Raw genomic sequence first — 17354 nt, 5'->3', positions numbered from 1 at the left:
GAACAGACACCGCGGAGTTTCAGATACCCGGCAGTTGGGGCTGCTGCGCAGCCCAGCGGGAGCAAGCTCCCTCGCCACAGGGGGCGCGCGGATGACATCCATTCGGGGCGAATTCACCGGCCATGACGTTTTTTGACGGCTGGCCGCCGCTTTATCGCTTGCCCTGGGCCGTTGGGTCTACGATTCTTAGACCACCCGCAAAAAACAACACCCTGAGGCTTGCCCATGAAAACCGTCGCGCAGTTGCTCCGGATGAAAGATGAAAAAAACCAGCAAGTGCACACCATCTCACCGGACGACATGGTGTTGCAGGCCCTGATGCGCATGGCGGAGAAGAACGTCGGCGCCTTGCTGGTGGTGAAAAACGATGAAGTGCTGGGGATCATCAGCGAGCGCGACTATGCGCGCAAAATGGTCCTGCATGGCCGCTCGTCGGTGGGCACTAAGGTCAGTGACATCATGGTCTCCCCGGTGATCACCATCGACCCGCACCAGAACGTCGAGACCTGCCTGAGCATCATGACCGAGAAACACCTGCGACATTTGCCGGTGGTCGAGGACGGCAAGCTGGTCGGCCTGTTGTCTATCGGCGACCTGGTCAAGGAAGCCATCGCCGAGCAGGCGGACCTGATCAAGCAACTGGAGCAGTACATTCGCGGCGAATGATTCGCCCGGCAGGCTGTGTGAAAACCCGTAGCCGTTTTCACACAGCCTGCCGGCCGGGTTGCTCAATCCCAACGGACTTCTATATTGAAGGGGATGCCCCTGCCGAGCAGCCCGATGGCCGACACCGAGCGACTGATCATTTGTGAACATTGCGATGCGGTGTACGAGCCGGTGGTACTGGTTGCCCACCAGAAAGCCTCGTGCGTGCGCTGCCACGCGGTGATCCAGCGCTACAACGGCCTGAGCATCGAGCAGCGCCTGGCCTTGAGCGTAACGGCGGCGGTGCTCTGGGCCTTCGCCAACGTCTATCCATTGATGAACATCCGCCTCCAGGGCCTGACCAACAGCGCGACACTGTGGGATTCGGTCGTGGCGCTGAGCCAGGGCTCGATCACATTTATCGCGTTGGTGGCGGCCGTGGCGATCATCATCGCACCGGCCTTGCAACTGGTGCTCCTGCTCTGGGTCCTGGGCCACGCCTACGGCAACCGCCGCGCGCCGGGCTTCGCCTTGTGCATGCGCAGCCTGGAAACGCTGCGGCCGTGGAGCATGCTTGAAGTCTGCCTGCTCGGCGCGCTGGTGGCGGTGATCAAACTCGCCGGGTTGCTGGACGTGTTGCCGGGCATCGGCCTGTTTGCCCTGGCGGCCTTGAGCCTGCTGATGATCCGCATTGCCGGGCGCGACGTCCGCGACCTGTGGGACAGCCTGTGAACGGCCCGTTACTCGGCACGCCGCCCCAGGCCAGCGACCTGAACTTGTGCCTGTGCCACGGCTGTGGCCTGGCCTGCGACATGGCCGACGAACCCCACGCCTGCCCGCGCTGCGATGCCGCCCTGCATCGCCGCAAGCCCGACCCCATCACCCGCACCTGGGCCTACATGCTCGCCGCGTTGGTGTTCTACATCCCGGCCAACCTGCTTCCGGTGATGAACACCCAGATGCTCGGCAAAGGCGCCGACAGCACCATCATCAGCGGCGTCATCGAATTCTGGCAGAGCGGCGCATGGGACATTGCCCTGATCATTTTCATCGCCAGCATCGCGGTGCCGGGGATCAAGTTCGTGGTGCTGACCCTGCTGCTGGTCACCGTGCAACGGCGCAGCACCTGGGCCCAGCTCCAACGAGCGAAGTTGTACCGGCTGGTGGAAGTGATCGGTTACTGGTCGATGCTCGACGTGCTGGTGGTGGCCCTGGTGGCGGCGCTGGTCAAGTTCCAGGCACTGAGCGATATCGAGCCGCGACCGGGAATCCTGTTCTTCGGCCTGGTGGTACTGTTCACCATGCTGTCGGCCATGAGTTTCGACCCGCGCCTGATCTGGGATACCCCACCCGCCGAGGAGGCCATGGATGAAGTCGCAAGCCACTGACGAGCAGCGACCCGCAGCCGGTCGCGCCCAGGTGACCAGCCGCCGCTGGACGGTGTCGCTGGTGTGGATCGTGCCGATCATCGCGGTGCTGGTGGGCGTGTCCCTGGTGGTGCACAACTGGCTGCAGGAAGGCCCGACCATCACCATCACCTTCAAGACCGGCCAGGGCCTGACTGCCAACAAGACCCAGGTGAAATACCGCAATGTGGTCATCGGCCAGGTCACCGATGTGCAATTGAGCGACGACCAGAAGAACGTCACCGCCACGGTCAAGCTGGAGAAAACCGCCGACACCTTCACCCATGAAGACTCGGTGTTCTGGGTAGTACGGCCGCGCATCGGCGCCGGCGGTATCTCGGGCATCGACACGCTGTTGTCCGGGGACTTCATCGGCGCTGACGCCGGCCAATCGAAAGTCCGCGCGAAATCCTTCACCGGCCTGGAAGCGCCGCCCCCGATCACCTATGGCGAACCGGGCAAGCGCTTCACCCTGCACTCCCAGGACCTTGGCTCGCTGGACATCGGCTCGCCGGTGTACCTGCGCAAGATCCCGGTGGGCCAGGTGGTGTCCTACGGGCTGGACGCCGAAGGCAAAGGGGTCAACATCGATGTTTTCATCAATGCGCCGAACGATGTGTACGTCACCGAAAACACCCGGTTCTGGAACGTCAGCGGAGTGGATGTGAACGTCGGGGCCAACGGCTTCGCGGTCAAGACCGAATCGCTTTCGGCGCTGCTGCTCGGCGGGATCGCCTTCCGGGCGCCGGAATACAGCCCCAACGACACCTCCGCCACCGAGGACAAGACCTTCGAGCTGTTTGCCGACCAGCAGAGCGCCCTCGCCCCGCCCAACGGCAAGGCGCAATACCTGGCGTTGCGTTTCGACCAGGCATTGCGCGGGCTGCGGGTCAATGCACCGGTCGAGTTCCTGGGGGTGGAGATCGGCAAGGTGGTGGCCATCAATCTGGATTTCGACGAGAAACAGCGCAGTTTTCCGGTCAACGTCGGGGTGGTGATCTATCCGCAGCGCCTGGGCAAAGCGCATGAAAAGCTGCTCGAAACGCTCCATCACGATCCCGAAGACGAAGCCGCCGGCGCCCGCCTGATGGGCAGCTTCGTCGAACGCGGGTTACGTGCCCAGGCCCGCAGTGGCAGCCTGTTGACCGGGCAACTGTACATTGCCCTGGATTTCTATCCCAAGGCAGAGAAAGTCGCGTTCGACCCCACCGCCCGGCCCGTGCGCATTCCCACCGTTCCGGGCAGCCTGCAGCAAATGCAGGAACAGCTTCAAGCGGCGGTCGAACGGTTCAACAAGCTGCCCTTGGAAAGCATCGCCAGCAACCTGGACGGCAACCTGATAGAGCTGCGCAAAGGCCTGGCCCAGTTCAACAACAAGACCCTGCCCGGCGTGCAGAACACCTTGCAGGACGTGAGCAAGACCCTGCAATCGGCCAACTCGACCCTGGCCGAGGATTCGCCCCAGCGTGAACAACTGACCCAGACCCTGGACGACCTGGGCCGCATGTCACGCTCGCTGCGTGAGCTGTCCGACTACCTGAGCCGTCATCCCGAGTCGCTGCTGCGCGGCCGGCCCAAGGATGCACCGGCGCAGAACCTCACATTCCCGGTGAAAGAATGAGCACAGGAGCACGCCTCATGGGGCTGAAACTGACCCTGATTGCCGTGGCGCTGCTGCTCGGCGCCTGCCGCAGCGACCCGATCCACTACCACACCCTCAGCCCGGTCCAACCGGCGGCGGTCCAGCGCTCCGGCTATGACATCCAGATTGAACAGGTCAACGTCCCACCCCAGGTGGACCGTACCCAGATGGTCATTCGCCAGGGCAACAGTGGGCTGGCGATCCTGGAAACCGAATGGTGGGGCGCCAGCCTGGCGGATGAGTTGCACAGCAGCCTCGACGAGCAGTTGAACAACCCCGGCGCCACCAGGCTACTGCTGCGGGTCGAAGTACAACGCTTCGACTCCATCCCGGGCCGCTACGCCCGCATGGATGCACAATGGCGCCTGCGCACACTGGGCAATGATGCCCGCCCGCTCACCTGCCGCAGCAGCCTGCAGACACCGGCGGGCGGCAGCATCGATGAGCTGGTGACGGCCCATCAGCATAACCTTCGGCGATTTGTCGAACTCGTGGAACAGGCGGCGTCGCGCAAGGCCTGCCCCTGACCCGGGAAGACCACCCCCTACGTCGGCCAATGCAGCGACAACACCGGCGCGACGCGCGGGTGATGATCGATCCGCTCCAGCAAATCATGGAACTGCGGTCGGGCGTTGAGCATGGCTTCGCGGGTTTCACTCCATTTTGTGATGACGGCGGCCAGGATATCCAGCGCTCCCGGCTCGTCGCCACTGAGAAACGGCCGCGCCGGGAACTGGTCGGCAAACAGCGCCCAGTTATGATAAAGCCGCTGCTGGGTGCCTGAGACCAATTGCTGGCGGGTCGCTTCGTCCGCATCGTTCAGCCAGCGCTCGGGAAAATCGATGATGCCGATGGGCGTGTAGCAGTTGGCCGCTATATAGACCAGACCCCGGATGGCTTGCGCACGCTGGGCCGGATCGTCCGGCAGCAGTTTCGACTCGGGAAAGGACAAGCCGAGATGAATCAGGATCGCCGCGGCTTCGGTGAGCACCGAGCCGTCCGGCAACTGCAGGGTCGGGACCTGTTTATGCGGATTCAACGCCTCCAGCGCTTTCAGTGCCTCGCTGTCCTCGGTCGAATAGGCATCGACCCGGCGATAAGCCACGTCACATAGACGCAGCGCCACCTCCACCGCCGCGGAGCCGGATTGAGGGTGACCGAATAACTGATACATGAGTTCGTCCTCCTGGCTGTCGTTGTCTCACACCGGTAGAGCCCGCTCGCCCCCTGGTGTTCCATCGCACGGATGACAGGCCGGCGAGTCATCACTGCCGTCGATGTTCACCATCACCTTAATGAAGTTCTCTGGATGACTGTCCGGCGCAAGAATGGCCCCACACAAACCCACAGCATCTCCCGGAGCACACCCTCATGAAACGCCAAATCATCCTCGGCTTCGCCTTCTCTGTACTGGCTGCCAACGTATTCGCCGCCTCCTCCCAACCGGTCGTCGCCGAAGGTGGCTCCGATCGACTGATCGAACGCCGCGTCGCCGAAGGTGGTTCGGATCGCCTGCTGGAACGTCGCGTCGCCGAAGGTGGTTCGGATCGTCTGCTGGAACGCCGCGTCGCCGAAGGTGGTTCGGATCGCCTGCTGGAACGTCGCGTCGCCGAAGGTGGTTCGGATCGTCTGCTGGAACGTCGCGTCGCCGAGGGTGGTTCGGATCGTCTGCAAGAACGCCGCGTCGCCGAAGGTGGTTCGGATCGTCTGCTGGAACGTCGCGTCGCCGAGGGTGGTTCGGATCGCCTGCTGGAACGCCGCGTCGCTGAAGGTGGTTCGGATCGTCTACTGGAACGCCGCGTCGCCGAGGGTGGTTCGGATCGTCTGATCGAAAACCGCGTGTGAGTTGCGCAGCTGTAATGCCAGACCAAGTCTCGAAAGACCTGCAACCGATCCTGTGGCGAGGGAGCTTGCTCCCGCTGGGCTGCGAAGCGGCCCCCTGTTCTTCAAGCGGAACAAGCCCCTCACCACAATGATCCAGGCCAAACCCCGCGAATCGGCTAACGCCCCACCGCCCGCGCCATGCACCGCTGATAACGCTCATCCACCCGCTTGGCAAACCACGCCGTCGTCAGCTTGCGAGTGATCTTCGGACTCTTGAGCACGATCCCCGGCAACACCGCCCGCGGCAAAGGCTTGCCCTCGACGCGCTCCGCCAATTCGAACACCCGCTTGTAGAGTTTGCTGTCCTCGAACGCCAGACTGTCTCCCAACTCCAGCTGATCGCGAATGGTCGGGTTACGCATCCCCAACGACTTGCCCAACGTGCGCACCGCCAGTTCCGTGCTGCCCGGCATGATCGAGTCATGCAGGATCAGATCCCCATCCAACGCCAGGGGAATGCCTGACGCCAGGCTCACCGCATGCTGGAACGCCGCGTTACGACTGGCGTACCACCCGGCATTGAAATCGGCAAAACGAAACAACGGCTCGGTGTAGCTCACCGGATAGCCCAGCAAGTGGGCGATTCCGAAATACATGCCGCCACGACGACTGAACACTTCACGACGAATCGAGCCGTCCACCGCGTAGGGATAATGGCGGGCATTGGCCTGGGCAAACGCGATGCTGACCTGCATCGGCCCACCGGTGTGCACCGGGTTGAAACCGCCGAACAGCGTATTGCCCAGCGGCACCATCCCGATGAAATCATCAAAGATCCCGCTCAGTTCCTTCTCGCTACGCGCCGCATTGAGCCGATCACCATAGCTCTTGCCGTTGGGCGAGCGCACCTGGAGCGCCGCGCTGACCAACAGGCCGGGGACATGCACTTTCGCAGCGCGCCGGTCGATTTCTTCCCGGGCGATCTTGCCCAGCCCCGGCACTGCCGGGTCGGCCTGGAACGTGGACTCCTGTTCGGTCACTGCCAGCACCGAACAAATATTCTGCGTACTGGGGGAAATCTGCTGCGCCGCGAACGCCGCATAGATATCGGTCGCCCAACCTTCGCGATCCACCGTCTTGGCCGGCAACAGCCGCACGATCTGGCGCTTGACCTCGGCGGGCTGACGCTCAGGCTCCTGCGCCTGCCGACTGCCGCAACCAGCCAGGACCATGAACGCGGCAAGGCTGATCAGTAATTGATTGAGTTGCATGTTGTTCCATCAGATATATATCCCGGAACAACCATACGATCAAAAGCGCGCGCAGGCTATGGTCTGTCGCCGACCACTGTGGGAGCGAGCCTGCTCGCGGTGGCGGCGGCACATTCAGCAGCGAGGCAAGCTGATCCACCGCTATCGCGAGCAAGCTCGCTCCCACAAGGGAATTGCGGGGTTCATCAATCCTGCATCCACTGCCGCTATGGAATTGCGCCTGATCAGATCCCGCTCAACGCCAGGTCCATCGCGAAGTAAGTGAAGATCAGGTCCGCCCCTGCTCGCTTGATCGCGCCGAGGCTCTCGCGGACCACGCGGGCTTCGTCGATGGCGCCGGCCTGGGCGGCGAATTTGATCATCGCGTACTCGCCGCTGACCTGATAGGCCGACAGCGGCAGGTTCGAAGCCTGGCGAATGTCGCGGATGATGTCCAGGTAGGCACCGGCCGGCTTGACCATCAGCGCATCGGCGCCCTCCTGCTCGTCGAGCAACGATTCGCGCAAGGCTTCGCGGCGATTCATCGGGTTCATCTGGTAGCTCTTGCGGTCGCCTTTCAAAGCGCTGCCGCCGGCCTCGCGGAACGGACCGTAGAGCGCCGAGGCGAATTTGGTCGAATACGCCATGATGGCCGTCTGGCTGAATCCGGCTTCATCCAGGGCCTTGCGAATCGCCTGGACCTGGCCGTCCATGGCCGCCGACGGGGCAATCACATCGGCACCGGCGCGGGCTGCCGCCACGGCTTGCTTGCCAAGATTGACCAGGGTCCGGTCGTTGTCCACTTCGTGCCCATGGAGCACGCCGCAGTGACCGTGGTTGGTGTATTCACAGAAGCAGGTGTCGGACATCACGATCATCTCCGGCACCGCGTCCTTGCAGATCGCGGCCATGCGCGACACCAGACCGCGCTCATTCCAGGTATCGCTGCCGTCGCTGTCCAGATGATGGGAGACGCCAAATGTCATCACCGACCTGATGCCGGCACGGGCATAGCGCTCGATCTCGCTGGCCAGCTTCGCCTCAGGGATACGCACCACGCCAGGCATGCTCTTGATCGGCACGAAGTCATCGATTTCTTCCTCGACGAAAATCGGCAACACCAGGTCGTTCAAGGTGAACTCGGTTTCCTGGAACAGACTGCGCAAGCTTGCATTACGGCGCAGACGACGTGGGCGTGCTTCGGGGAACTGGCTGGACATGGGGCTCCTGGGCAAGTAGGCGCTAGATCGAAGGGGAGAAAGCTTATGCCCTGGCTGCCCAGGGCACAAACGCCGGCTGGTAAACAGAGTGTTACCTGCCCGGCAATAATCCCTTCACAACGTCAGCGAGCCATTGATGCAGGTCACCACCGCGCCACCAATCCAGACCTCGCCCCCCACCTGCTCGACATGGATACGCCCGGCCCGCCCCATGGTCAGGCCCTGGCTGACCACATAGGTCGAAGGCGCCAGGCCCTTGCCCAATAACCATTGCGCAAGGCCGGCGTTGAGGCTGCCGGTGGCCGGATCCTCGGGCATGCCATCACCGGCAATGAAGCCACGCACTTCAAAATGCGCGTCCTCGCCATCCACGGCCGGATCCCAAGGTGCGATGACACCCACGGCCAAGTCCCGCAGCTGATGGTAATCAGGCTGGAGGGTCAGCACTTGCTGCCGGTCCACTAGCATCAAGGCCAGCCATCCGGCGCCGTTATCGACCCATTGCGCCTCGACAATTGCCTCGGTCGACAACCCGAGCCCCTTGCGCACTCGTTCCAGCAATTCAGCGTCGACCGGACCGGACTTGAGCAGCGGCGGCGCCAGGAACGCCAGGCCATGCTCGCTACGGCGAATCCTGACCAGGCCGACGCCGCATTCCTGCACGATCTCCTGCCCTTTCGGTACGCCGCCGGCTTCGAGCCAGGCGTGGCAACTGCCCAGGGTCGGATGCCCGGCAAATGGCAATTCGGTGGACGTGGTGAAAATCCTCACGCGGTAATCCGCCTCCGGGTGCCGGGGCGCCAATAGGAAGGTGGTTTCGCTGAGGTTGGTCCAGTTGGCAAAGGCCGCCATGCGCTCGTCACTGATCCCATCAGCGCCGAGCACCACTGCCAGCGGGTTGCCCTTGAGGGGCACTTCGCTGAACACGTCCAGCTGTTTGAAATCGAATCGGCCGGCCATGGCTGCCCTCACTCCGGAATCTTCAACCCGCGCGCCACGGCCGGCCGCGCCAGGAAGCGCTCCAGCACCCGCGTCACATTGGGAAAATTCTGGATGCCCACCAGATCGCCTGCTTCATAGAAGCCGATCAGGTTGCGCACCCAGGGGAAGGTGGCGATGTCAGCGATGGTGTAGCGCTCGCCCATGATCCAGTCCCGTCCTTGCAAGCGACCGTCGAGCACCTTGAGCAGGCGCTTGCTTTCCTCGACGTACCGGTCACGCGGCCGCTTGTCCTCGTAATCCTTGCCGGCGAACTTGTTGAAGAAACCCAACTGCCCGAACATCGGCCCGATCCCGCCCATCTGGAACATCAGCCACTGGATCGTTTCATAGCGCGCCGCCGATTCCTGGGCCAGCAACTGGCCGCTCTTGTCCGCCAGATAGATCAGGATCGCCCCCGATTCGAACAACGCCAACGGTTGGTCGTCCGGCCCATGGGGGTCGAGGATCGCCGGGATCTTGTTGTTGGGGTTCAGGGACAGGAACTCAGGGGAAAGCTGATCGTTGCTGCCGAAGTCGACTTTATGCGGCTCGTACGGCAGGCCGATCTCTTCCAGCATGATCGAGACTTTCACACCGTTGGGCGTAGGCAGGGAGTAGAGCTGGATCCACTCAGGGTATTGCGCGGGCCATTTGCGGGTGATGGGGAATGGGGTCAGGTCAGCCATGATCGTGAACTCCGAGAGAGATAGGCGACCGAGGATAATCCAAATTCCCGGATTGATGGACGCGATGGATCTCATCCCGCTGTTCTTAATTTCGCAACATCCTGTCGCTAATGTTCCCCTCATCTTCGGGAAGGAGCCCGCCCAAGGATCGAACCAAAGGGTCTCGACGGACTCTGAGCAATGCCCCGAGGAATCGAAGCGGCGTATCGACAAGGAAAACACCCGAGGCCACACGCTTCGCGGTGCCAGGGTTTGTCAGCCTGAATCGAAAGAGCTGAAGAACTTATTCGATGATCAACCCACTCAATTTCGCCAAGCGTTTCAAACACCGTTCGTGGCTGGTACTGCCGACCTTGCTGGTGGTCGGTGGCTTGTTCCTGGCACTGGAATCCGGCATCAGCCGCGCCCAGCCGGCCGACGGCGTGCAGACCCTGGTGTTCCTGCGTCATGCCGAGAAGCCCGCCGGCGGCCTGGGCCAGCTCAATTGCCAGGGCCTCAACCGCGCCATCGACCTGGCGACCCTGTTGCCGGAAAAATTCGGCAAGGCCGACTACGTATTCGCGGCCAACCCTACCCGCAATGTCGAAGAAGGCGAGCTGGACAACTCCTACAGCTACATTCGCCCGCTGATGACCATCAGCCCCAGCGCCATCAAGCTCGGGCTGCCGGTGAACATCAACTACTCGGCCAACGACACCAGCGACCTGGCTGACGAGCTGCTGCACGACAAGTACCACAATTCCACGATCTATACCGCCTGGTCCCACGGCTATCTGCCGGAGCTGATCAACAAGGTGGCCGGCGAGGCCGTGGGCAGGAAACAGACCATTACCGATGACTGGGCGTCGGGCGACTACGATTCGCTGTACGTGCTGACCCTGACCTGGCACAACGGCAAGGCCAGCCTCAGCAGCCAAAGCTACAAACAGGGCCTGGACAACGGCGCGCACACCTGTCCGACCTGACCTGTCGGCGTTTCCCACACACCGGGCAGGCCACGGGTAGCCGCGCTGGGTTATGATGCGAGCACTTGTTCAACTGCCCGGAACTTCTCCATGTCCGTATACCTCGCAGCTCCCAGCCGGGGCTGGTCGTTCTGGTGGAAACCCGCCCTGTTCCTGCTGGTCGCCTGTGTCGGCCTGTACTACGTCAAATGGTCGCCTTACTACCTCAAGGCGTTCGTTGCCGCCGACAGCCACAACATCGGCAACTCGATCCTCAACGATGCCCAGACGGCGCCGCTGAGCGCTGCACTGGCCTACGCCAAGGTGTACTTCCTGGCGATCTGGAAGGCCGCGGTGCTGGCGGTGATCCTCGGCTCGCTGTTGCAGGTGTTGATTCCCCGTGACTGGTTGCTGCGCCTGTTCGGCCGGGCCGGGTTTGCCTCGACCCTGCGTGGTGGGCTGTTCGCCCTGCCGGGCATGATGTGTTCGTGTTGCGCCGCGCCAGTGGCGGCCGGGATGCGCCGGCAGAATGTGTCAGTGGGCGCGGCGCTGGCCTTCTGGATCGGCAACCCGGTGCTCAACCCTGCCACCCTGGTGTTCATGGGTTTCGTACTGGGTTGGGGCTTCACCGCCCTGCGGCTGGTGGCGGGTATCGTGCTGGTGTTCGGCGTATCGATGGTGGCCCAGCGTATCGCACGGCCCGACGCCCTGCCCGAGGCGGCGGTCGAAGCGGTCGCAGAGGCCAGCACGACGGATGCACAACCGTTCCTGATCCGCTGGGGCCGGACCCTGTGGCAGCTGTTCTGGAGCACCATCCCGGTCTACGTGCTGGCCGTGCTGGTGTTGGGCGCGGCGCGGGTCTGGCTGTTCCCCCATGTCGACGGCGCCATGGCCAACAGCCTGTTATGGCTGGTGCCGCTGGCAATTGTCGGTACGCTGTTCGTGATTCCCACCGCGGCGGAAATCCCCATTGTGCAGACCATGATGACCCTGGGCATGGGCACCGGCCCGGCCGTGGCGCTGTTGATGACCCTGCCGAGCATCAGCCTGCCCTCGCTGCTGATGCTGCGCCGGGACTTCGATGCGCGGGTGTTGGTAACCGTGGCCGTACTGACTATGGTGGTGGGGATTGTTTGCGGGTTGGTTGGGGCGGTGGTGCTTTAAAAGGCAATGAGCGGCATCGCCGCCAGCTGATCCACCGCTATCGCGAGCAGGCTCGCTCCCACAGTGACCGTGGTGTTCACCCGGCCTGCGGTCACTCCAACCTCCTGTGGGAGCGAGCCTGCTCGCGATGACGATCTCTCAAGCGACATCGCAGTCAACCGACCGCCCGCTCCCGCAAATACGCCAACACCGCGGCCTGCTCTCCAGAAAACTCGATCCGCAAGCCCTTCTTCTCTCGCTGATAGACATACATCGGGTCGTAGTATTCACGCAGCAGGCTCTCGATCCAGTCGCGATGCAAGTCCACCGCGCCATTGCGGGCCTGCTCGGCCAGGGCCGCTTCCAGAATCTCTATCAAGCGTCGATGGCGATCCCCGCCCAGGCGTTTGCGGATGTTGTCCAGGCTCGCCAGCAACCGCTCGGAAAACAGCGAGAAGCCTTCGTCTCCATGCACGGCGATGAACTCGGCGCACAGGTTGATCACGTAGTCGCGCAAGATCCGCTCGACCCGTCGTTCGAGACTGTCCTCCAGCCAGACCATCGGCACCTGCTGCATGCGCTGGTACAGGGGCAGCGGCAAGGCGCAACGGCCGATCATGCGGTTTTCATCTTCGAGCACGAATTGCCCGATACCGGCGGCGCGCTTTTTCAGCACGTCCACCGCCAGCCGGTTTTCAAAGTCGATATTGCAAGGTTGCCCGGTGGCACGCCGGCCGAAGCTTGAGCCGCGATGATTGGCGTGGCCTTCCAGGTCCAGGCTGTTATTCAATTGCGTCAGCACTTCGGTCTTGCCGGTGCCGGTCATGCCCCCCAACAACACCAGGTCACATTGCGCAGCCGCCTGTTCGAGGGTACCGAGCAGGAACGTGCGCATGGCCTTGTAGCCACCGCCGACCCTGGGGTAGTCGATGCCCGCTTCATCCTTGAGCCATTGCTGGACGATCTGCGAACGCAGGCCACCGCGAAAGCAATACAACACACCGTCAGGATGGGCCTGGGCAAACTCGGCCCAGGCCTGGATGCGTTGCGCCTTGGTCTCACCGGACACCAGTTGATGCCCCAGGACAATCGCCGCTTGCTGGCCCTGCTGCTTGTAGCAGGTGCCGACGCGTTGCCGTTCGATGTCGGTCATCAGCGGCAGATTGACCACGCCAGGAAAGGCGCCCTTGAGGAATTCGACCGGCGCGCGGGTGTCCATCATCGGTCGATCGTTGAGGAAAATATCGCGGTAATCGGTGACGTCAGTAAACATCATGACACCTCGACCGCGTGGCTCTGTCGCTCGACCAGCTCGCCAATCGGCTCCAGCGCCAGGCCCAGCTCAGCGGCGACCGCCAGAAATTGCGCTTCGCCATCGGCCGTGACGGCGATCAACAGCCCACCGCTGGTCTGCGGGTCGCACAGCACTCGCTTATGCAGCTCCTGGATCCTTCCAACCTTGCTGGCGTAACTGTCGTAGTTACGTAGCGTACCGCCCGGTATGCAACCCAGGTCCAGGTAATATTCGACACCCGGCAAGCGCGGTACCGCATCGTAGCGGATGCGCGCCGTCACCTGGCTGCCGTCGGCCATTTCCACCAGATGCCCGAGCAGACCAAAACCGGTGACATCGGTCATCGCCGTCACCCCTTCAAGTTTGCCGAAGCGGCTGCCCGGCTTGTTGAGCGTGCACATCCAGTCCCGGGCCAGGCCGACGTCGCCGGCGCGCAGCTTGCCTTTCTTTTCCGCCGTAGTGAGAACGCCGATGCCCAGGGGTTTGGTCAAGTACAGACGGCAACCCACGGTCGCCGTGTCGTTGCGTTTCATGTGGCGTTTCTGCACCAGGCCGGTGACCGCCAGGCCGAAGATCGGTTCAGGAGCGTCAATTGAATGTCCACCGGCCAAGGGAATCCCAGCCTCGTCACACACCGAGCGCCCGCCGCGAATCACTTCCCGAGCAATCTCGGGCGCCAGGACATTGACCGGCCAGCCGAGAATCGCGATGGCCATCAAGGGGTCGCCGCCCATGGCGTAGATGTCGCTGATGGCGTTGGTGGCAGCGATGCGTCCGAAATCGAATGGATCATCGACAATCGGCATGAAGAAATCGGTGGTCGACACGACCCCGCGCTCCTCGTCGATGGCGTAGACCGCGGCATCGTCGCGGGAGGCATTGCCGACCCACAGTTTCGGATCAAGGTTCTGCGCACCGCTGCCGGCCAGAATCACTTCCAGCACCTGGGGCGAAATCTTGCAGCCGCAGCCGGCACCGTGGCTGTACTGGGTCAGGCGAATCGGCTCGCTCATGGGCATACCTCTCGTAAGTGAAGATGACCGAGTCTACCAGCTACGCGCACGGCTCAGTGCCGGCCATGAAGTGTCCCGGTGCCACAATGGGGGTGCTGCGCAGCCCAGAACGGGGCGCTGCGACGTTTCGCTGAAGCCTCTCGCCACGTAAGTCGCCCATCACTTATCCGATGGAATTTTCCACCCCTGGCGCGATCACTTGAACATCCCCCGAGCGCAACCCTCCAGGAGACCGCCGATGACCTTCGCCCCAGCCACCGACAGCACTCATCTGGACTACGGTCTCGACACGCTGTTTGGTCGCGAGACTAAAAGTGTCGATTGCCAGTTTGATGTCAAACGCCTCGACGACGGTGAACCGCCATGGTTCGCGCTGCACGTTCGACCACCGCTGCCGGACGATCTGGAGAAAGCCCAGATCGTGGTATTCAGCGCCGAAGGCCGGCGCATCAGCGGGATCGTCCGGCGCACCGAGCGCCTGGCAGACGACAGCCTGCAACTGGACGTCGAGCCCGACTGAAGCTTCAGGCCTGTCGCGTGCTGCTGCGGTACATGAACACCAGCGCCAGTGCGAGACAGGCCATCGCCAGCAAGCGGCTGCCGGACAATTCAATCGCCGGATTGCCCAGCCAGCCGAAGTTGTCGATCAGCATGCCCATGGCCAACTGCCCGACGATCACCGCCACGGTCGCCACGGCGGTGCCAACCTTCGGCACGGCGCCGACCATCACGATCATGTACACCACGCCGAACAGCGCACCGCTGAGCTGCCATTTCGGCACGTCCAGCAGGCTGACCGCATGGGCCGGTTCGAAGAACACGATCAGCAATCCAGTGACCACCGTGCCGACCGTAAACGTCAGCAAACTGCTGCGCAGCACCCCGACCGTCTGACCGAGACGACCGTTGATAGCCGCTTGCACACTCAACACCGCGCCAGCGGCGACTACCACCAGCAACAATAGAAACATACTCATGATCAACCTCGGGCAATCAGGACCAGGGCCACGACAATCAGCGCCAACGCCAGCCAGCGTTCGCCGTTGACCCGCTTGTGAGTCGCGCCGAACCAGCCGAAATGATCGATCAGCACGCTTTTGCCGACCTGCCCGGACAGAATCGCGATCATGGTCATGGCAATGCCGATGTGCGGCGTGGCGAGGGTCAGCACCACCACGTAGATCGGTCCCAGGAAACCGCCGATCAGTTGCCAGCGCGGCAGTTCATTCAAGGCCGGGCCCTGCTGGCGGCCCGCGAGCAGCAACAGCAGGAACAGAATTGCCGAGCCGACGCCGAAGATACTCAAGGTGGCCCACAAGTGACCGACCTGGCCCCCGAGCGGCCCGAGCAGGCCGGCTTCTACCGACAAGCCCATACCGGCCAGGATTACCAAGGGCAGCAACAGCCAGCGCAAGGCCGTTCGGGGCCTGGATGTCGCCGCTAGCGGCGCGGCCTCGTTGGGTGAAGACGCCTGCATATTCAGAACCTCTGTGAGTCAAGGATGGCGCGCATTATCAGCTGGCGCCCCTGTGCGACAAATGGGAGCATCCCGACAACACTTTTGCGCATTACGCACAGGATGAATCCCAATGCATGGCCTTAATGAACTGGGTTTCAAGGCACTCCGGCTGTTTGTCGCCGTGCTCGACCACGGCAGTTTTTCCGAAGTGGCAAGGCGCGAAGGCTTGGCGCCATCCTCGATCTCCCGGCAGATCCAATTGATGGAGCAGGCGCTGAACCAGCAGTTGCTTTATCGCCATACCCGCGCCGTTTCCCCCACCGAGGCCGGGCGGCTGCTGGGGCATCACGCGCGGCTATTGCTGGTGCAACTGGAGGAAGCCGAACAGGCCTTGCAGGAGCAGCATAGCGAGCCGTCCGGCCTGGTACGGATCAACGCGCCGGTGGTGTTCGGCCAGCGACACCTGACACCGTGGCTGGGGCCGTTGTGCGAGCGCTACCCCAGGTTGCAACTGGACATCCAGCAGACCGACAGCTACGTCGACCCGCTGCAGGAAGGCGCCGACCTGCTGTTTCGCATCGGCCCGCTGCACGACTCCAGCATGCAGGCACGGATCGTCGCGCCGCACCGTTTCCAGATCGCCGCCAGCCCCGGATATCTGGCCCGCCATGGCGCGCCGCTCAAGCCCCAGGAACTGGCGAATCATCAGTGCCTGGCCTACAAAGGCGTGAGCGGTCAGCAGCGGTGGTTCTTCCGTCGTCCCGGCCAGGCCTGGACGCCCTACAGCGTCAAGGGCCCGATCACCGGGAATCACGCCGACACCCTGACCCAGGCCGCTGAACAAGGCCTGGGCCTGGTGATGTTTCCGTCGTGGCTGATCGGCGAGGCCGTGCGCAAAGGTACGCTGGTGCCAGTGCTGCGCGATTATGAAGCGTCCAACAGTCTTGAGCCGCAACAGATCGCCATTCTCTGGCCGGGTAGCCGACGCTTGTCGGTGAAGGTTCGTACGGTGATCGATTTCTTTCTGGAGTGTTTTGGCGAGGTGCCTTACTGGGACCGTTGAGGACGTCGCCAGCGCTGGAGTCAGGGGCGCTGCCCATGGGATGATCGCCGCCCGAGCGCAACCTTCCGGAGAGTTTCCATGTCATTGCTGAGTAAACATGCCGCCGCCCTGCTGCTGGTGGCCATCGCTGGCCTGAGCGTGATGCCCGCCCAGGCGGCCCCCGCCAAACCTTCCAGCGAAGCGCCGGCACAGAAGGTTTCGATGCTGGGTGGCAAGTTCACCTTCAACCTGCCCAAGGGTTTCACCGCGACACCGTTGCCCGCCGGGGAAGCCGCCCAGGGCACCGCCGGCGCGACAGGTACGATGTACAGCAATGCCGCCAGCCGGACGGTGGTGATCGCGGCGGAAAACGTCATCATCGGCGGGACGAGCGTGAAGGATGACGACAGCGCCTTCCTCGACGCAACCATGGCCGACTTCGCTGCCCAGCGAACCAAAGCCCTGCCGGACGCTAAAATTCTCAGCGAAAAAAGCCTGACCCAGAAGGGCACCGGCCTAGGCCTGCGTCAACTCGACACCAGCGCGACCCAGGGCGGCGGACCGACCCTGGACACCACCTTGCTGGGAGCTTCCGGCACGCGCATGGCGGTGGTGCAGATCATCTCCCGCGTCAGCGACAAGGCCGGTCATGAGGCGCTGGTGAAGCGGATTGCCGGTGGGCAGTGATTAAGCTGTGATTCTGGGAGACCGCGTCGCATCAATCGCGAGCAGGCTCGCTCCCACAGGGGTTTTGTGCAGGCCGTAGGATTACAGCCAACCGGACAAACTGTGGGAGCGAGCCTGC

The 17354-nt window shown here is 62.9% G+C and carries 20 protein-coding genes; 11 read left to right on the top strand and 9 right to left on the bottom strand.

From position 1 onward, the window contains the following. The first annotated feature begins 225 nt into the window (after nt 1-225). From ACLEJR_RS21060 to ACLEJR_RS21040, 5 genes are all read left to right on the top strand, one after another. On the top strand, nt 226-666 hold the full coding sequence (locus tag ACLEJR_RS21060) for a CBS domain-containing protein (protein ID WP_440795519.1): 441 nt from the start codon (nt 226-228) through the stop codon (nt 664-666). 114 nt (nt 667-780) lie between these two features. Beyond that, nucleotides 781-1377: a paraquat-inducible protein A gene (locus ACLEJR_RS21055; protein WP_440816273.1), complete on the top strand. Its 597-nt coding sequence runs from the start codon at nt 781-783 to the stop codon at nt 1375-1377. Then, a complete protein-coding gene (locus tag ACLEJR_RS21050) occupies nt 1374-2033 on the top strand; it encodes a paraquat-inducible protein A (protein WP_440795517.1) in 660 nt (219 codons plus the stop codon). The genes ACLEJR_RS21055 and ACLEJR_RS21050 overlap by 4 nt, the downstream gene beginning before the upstream one ends. Further along, nucleotides 2014-3672 carry a PqiB family protein gene (locus tag ACLEJR_RS21045; protein ID WP_440795515.1) on the top strand — a complete coding sequence of 553 codons (1659 nt, stop codon included), beginning with the start codon at nt 2014-2016 and terminating at the stop codon, nt 3670-3672. Before ACLEJR_RS21050 ends, ACLEJR_RS21045 begins: the two co-directional genes overlap by 20 nt. Further along, complete coding sequence (locus ACLEJR_RS21040) at nt 3669-4220, top strand: PqiC family protein (protein WP_440816186.1); 552 nt, start codon at nt 3669-3671, stop codon at nt 4218-4220. The genes ACLEJR_RS21045 and ACLEJR_RS21040 overlap by 4 nt, the downstream gene beginning before the upstream one ends. A 17-nt stretch (nt 4221-4237) precedes the next feature. On the opposite strand, the gene ACLEJR_RS21035 is transcribed toward ACLEJR_RS21040, so the two are convergent. Further along, nucleotides 4238-4867 carry a glutathione S-transferase family protein gene (locus tag ACLEJR_RS21035; protein ID WP_440795511.1) on the bottom strand — a complete coding sequence of 210 codons (630 nt, stop codon included), beginning with the start codon at nt 4865-4867 and terminating at the stop codon, nt 4238-4240. 197 nt (nt 4868-5064) lie between these two features. Here ACLEJR_RS21035 and ACLEJR_RS21030 point away from each other — a divergent pair, with 197 nt between their 5' ends. Continuing rightward, nucleotides 5065-5538 carry a phage infection protein gene (locus ACLEJR_RS21030; RefSeq protein ID WP_440816184.1) on the top strand — a complete coding sequence of 158 codons (474 nt, stop codon included), beginning with the start codon at nt 5065-5067 and terminating at the stop codon, nt 5536-5538. A 155-nt stretch (nt 5539-5693) separates the two neighbouring features. On the opposite strand, the gene ACLEJR_RS21025 is transcribed toward ACLEJR_RS21030, so the two are convergent. The 4 genes from ACLEJR_RS21025 to ACLEJR_RS21010 all read right to left on the bottom strand — a co-directional run bounded on the left by ACLEJR_RS21025 (nt 5694) and on the right by ACLEJR_RS21010 (nt 9654). Beyond that, a complete protein-coding gene (locus ACLEJR_RS21025; protein ID WP_440816181.1) occupies nt 5694-6788 on the bottom strand; it encodes a DUF1615 domain-containing protein in 1095 nt (364 codons plus the stop codon). Between the two features lie 224 nt (nt 6789-7012). Then, the gene (gene hemB, locus ACLEJR_RS21020; protein WP_440816179.1) at nt 7013-7987 is read right to left on the bottom strand and encodes a porphobilinogen synthase; all 975 of its coding nucleotides are present in this window, start codon (nt 7985-7987) and stop codon (nt 7013-7015) included. A gap of 114 nt (nt 7988-8101) precedes the next feature. Continuing rightward, nucleotides 8102-8947: a PhzF family phenazine biosynthesis protein gene (locus ACLEJR_RS21015; RefSeq protein WP_440816177.1), complete on the bottom strand. Its 846-nt coding sequence runs from the start codon at nt 8945-8947 to the stop codon at nt 8102-8104. Between the two features lie 8 nt (nt 8948-8955). Beyond that, nucleotides 8956-9654, bottom strand: a complete 699-nt coding sequence (locus tag ACLEJR_RS21010) for a glutathione binding-like protein (RefSeq protein ID WP_440816175.1) — start codon at nt 9652-9654, stop codon at nt 8956-8958. 290 nt (nt 9655-9944) lie between these two features. Here ACLEJR_RS21010 and ACLEJR_RS21005 point away from each other — a divergent pair, with 290 nt between their 5' ends. Then, the gene (locus ACLEJR_RS21005) at nt 9945-10619 is read left to right on the top strand and encodes a histidine phosphatase family protein (RefSeq protein ID WP_440795501.1); all 675 of its coding nucleotides are present in this window, start codon (nt 9945-9947) and stop codon (nt 10617-10619) included. Nucleotides 10620-10709: 90 nt separating this feature from the next. Continuing rightward, a complete protein-coding gene (locus ACLEJR_RS21000; RefSeq protein ID WP_440795499.1) occupies nt 10710-11762 on the top strand; it encodes a permease in 1053 nt (350 codons plus the stop codon). A 154-nt stretch (nt 11763-11916) separates the two neighbouring features. On the opposite strand, the gene mnmH is transcribed toward ACLEJR_RS21000, so the two are convergent. Continuing rightward, nucleotides 11917-13014, bottom strand: a complete 1098-nt coding sequence (gene mnmH / locus ACLEJR_RS20995; RefSeq protein WP_440816271.1) for a tRNA 2-selenouridine(34) synthase MnmH — start codon at nt 13012-13014, stop codon at nt 11917-11919. Further along, nucleotides 13014-14048: a selenide, water dikinase SelD gene (gene selD / locus ACLEJR_RS20990; RefSeq protein ID WP_440795497.1), complete on the bottom strand. Its 1035-nt coding sequence runs from the start codon at nt 14046-14048 to the stop codon at nt 13014-13016. The genes mnmH and selD overlap by 1 nt, the downstream gene beginning before the upstream one ends. A 238-nt stretch (nt 14049-14286) precedes the next feature. Here selD and ACLEJR_RS20985 point away from each other — a divergent pair, with 238 nt between their 5' ends. Further along, entirely contained in the window at nt 14287-14568 is a 282-nt protein-coding gene (locus ACLEJR_RS20985) for a hypothetical protein (protein ID WP_440795495.1), read from the top strand. A 4-nt stretch (nt 14569-14572) separates the two neighbouring features. Here the strand turns inward: ACLEJR_RS20985 and ACLEJR_RS20980 are convergent, their stop codons facing one another. After that, nucleotides 14573-15025, bottom strand: a complete 453-nt coding sequence (locus tag ACLEJR_RS20980; RefSeq protein ID WP_440816173.1) for a DMT family transporter — start codon at nt 15023-15025, stop codon at nt 14573-14575. Nucleotides 15026-15027: 2 nt separating this feature from the next. Then, the gene (locus ACLEJR_RS20975; protein WP_440816171.1) at nt 15028-15525 is read right to left on the bottom strand and encodes a DMT family transporter; all 498 of its coding nucleotides are present in this window, start codon (nt 15523-15525) and stop codon (nt 15028-15030) included. A 112-nt stretch (nt 15526-15637) separates the two neighbouring features. Here ACLEJR_RS20975 and ACLEJR_RS20970 point away from each other — a divergent pair, with 112 nt between their 5' ends. Continuing rightward, nucleotides 15638-16570, top strand: a complete 933-nt coding sequence (locus ACLEJR_RS20970) for a LysR family transcriptional regulator (RefSeq protein WP_440795490.1) — start codon at nt 15638-15640, stop codon at nt 16568-16570. 78 nt (nt 16571-16648) lie between these two features. Then, on the top strand, nt 16649-17236 hold the full coding sequence (locus ACLEJR_RS20965; RefSeq protein WP_440816169.1) for a hypothetical protein: 588 nt from the start codon (nt 16649-16651) through the stop codon (nt 17234-17236). The last annotated feature ends 118 nt before the right edge of the window (nt 17237-17354 follow it).

The organism is Pseudomonas sp. SMN5 (assembly GCF_052041925.1).
Classification (GTDB): Bacteria; Pseudomonadota; Gammaproteobacteria; order Pseudomonadales; family Pseudomonadaceae; genus Aquipseudomonas.
This window is presented reverse-complemented; position numbering and strand designations above follow the sequence as displayed.

What these genes read in the sequence shown, in the direction of transcription:
- ACLEJR_RS21060 (WP_440795519.1), top strand. Translation starts at nt 226, where the DNA reads ATGAAAACCGTCGCGCAGTTGCTCCGGATGAAAGATGAAAAAAACCAG.
- ACLEJR_RS21055 (WP_440816273.1), top strand. Translation starts at nt 781, where the DNA reads ATGGCCGACACCGAGCGACTGATCATTTGTGAACATTGCGATGCGGTG.
- ACLEJR_RS21045 (WP_440795515.1), top strand. Translation starts at nt 2,014, where the DNA reads ATGAAGTCGCAAGCCACTGACGAGCAGCGACCCGCAGCCGGTCGCGCC.
- ACLEJR_RS21040 (WP_440816186.1), top strand. Translation starts at nt 3,669, where the DNA reads ATGAGCACAGGAGCACGCCTCATGGGGCTGAAACTGACCCTGATTGCC.
- ACLEJR_RS21035 (WP_440795511.1), bottom strand. Translation starts at nt 4,867, where the DNA reads ATGTATCAGTTATTCGGTCACCCTCAATCCGGCTCCGCGGCGGTGGAG.
- ACLEJR_RS21030 (WP_440816184.1), top strand. Translation starts at nt 5,065, where the DNA reads ATGAAACGCCAAATCATCCTCGGCTTCGCCTTCTCTGTACTGGCTGCC.
- ACLEJR_RS21025 (WP_440816181.1), bottom strand. Translation starts at nt 6,788, where the DNA reads ATGCAACTCAATCAATTACTGATCAGCCTTGCCGCGTTCATGGTCCTG.
- hemB (WP_440816179.1), bottom strand. Translation starts at nt 7,987, where the DNA reads ATGTCCAGCCAGTTCCCCGAAGCACGCCCACGTCGTCTGCGCCGTAAT.
- ACLEJR_RS21015 (WP_440816177.1), bottom strand. Translation starts at nt 8,947, where the DNA reads ATGGCCGGCCGATTCGATTTCAAACAGCTGGACGTGTTCAGCGAAGTG.
- ACLEJR_RS21010 (WP_440816175.1), bottom strand. Translation starts at nt 9,654, where the DNA reads ATGGCTGACCTGACCCCATTCCCCATCACCCGCAAATGGCCCGCGCAA.
- ACLEJR_RS21005 (WP_440795501.1), top strand. Translation starts at nt 9,945, where the DNA reads ATGATCAACCCACTCAATTTCGCCAAGCGTTTCAAACACCGTTCGTGG.
- ACLEJR_RS21000 (WP_440795499.1), top strand. Translation starts at nt 10,710, where the DNA reads ATGTCCGTATACCTCGCAGCTCCCAGCCGGGGCTGGTCGTTCTGGTGG.
- mnmH (WP_440816271.1), bottom strand. Translation starts at nt 13,014, where the DNA reads ATGTTTACTGACGTCACCGATTACCGCGATATTTTCCTCAACGATCGA.
- selD (WP_440795497.1), bottom strand. Translation starts at nt 14,048, where the DNA reads ATGAGCGAGCCGATTCGCCTGACCCAGTACAGCCACGGTGCCGGCTGC.
- ACLEJR_RS20985 (WP_440795495.1), top strand. Translation starts at nt 14,287, where the DNA reads ATGACCTTCGCCCCAGCCACCGACAGCACTCATCTGGACTACGGTCTC.
- ACLEJR_RS20980 (WP_440816173.1), bottom strand. Translation starts at nt 15,025, where the DNA reads ATGAGTATGTTTCTATTGTTGCTGGTGGTAGTCGCCGCTGGCGCGGTG.
- ACLEJR_RS20975 (WP_440816171.1), bottom strand. Translation starts at nt 15,525, where the DNA reads ATGCAGGCGTCTTCACCCAACGAGGCCGCGCCGCTAGCGGCGACATCC.
- ACLEJR_RS20970 (WP_440795490.1), top strand. Translation starts at nt 15,638, where the DNA reads ATGCATGGCCTTAATGAACTGGGTTTCAAGGCACTCCGGCTGTTTGTC.
- ACLEJR_RS20965 (WP_440816169.1), top strand. Translation starts at nt 16,649, where the DNA reads ATGTCATTGCTGAGTAAACATGCCGCCGCCCTGCTGCTGGTGGCCATC.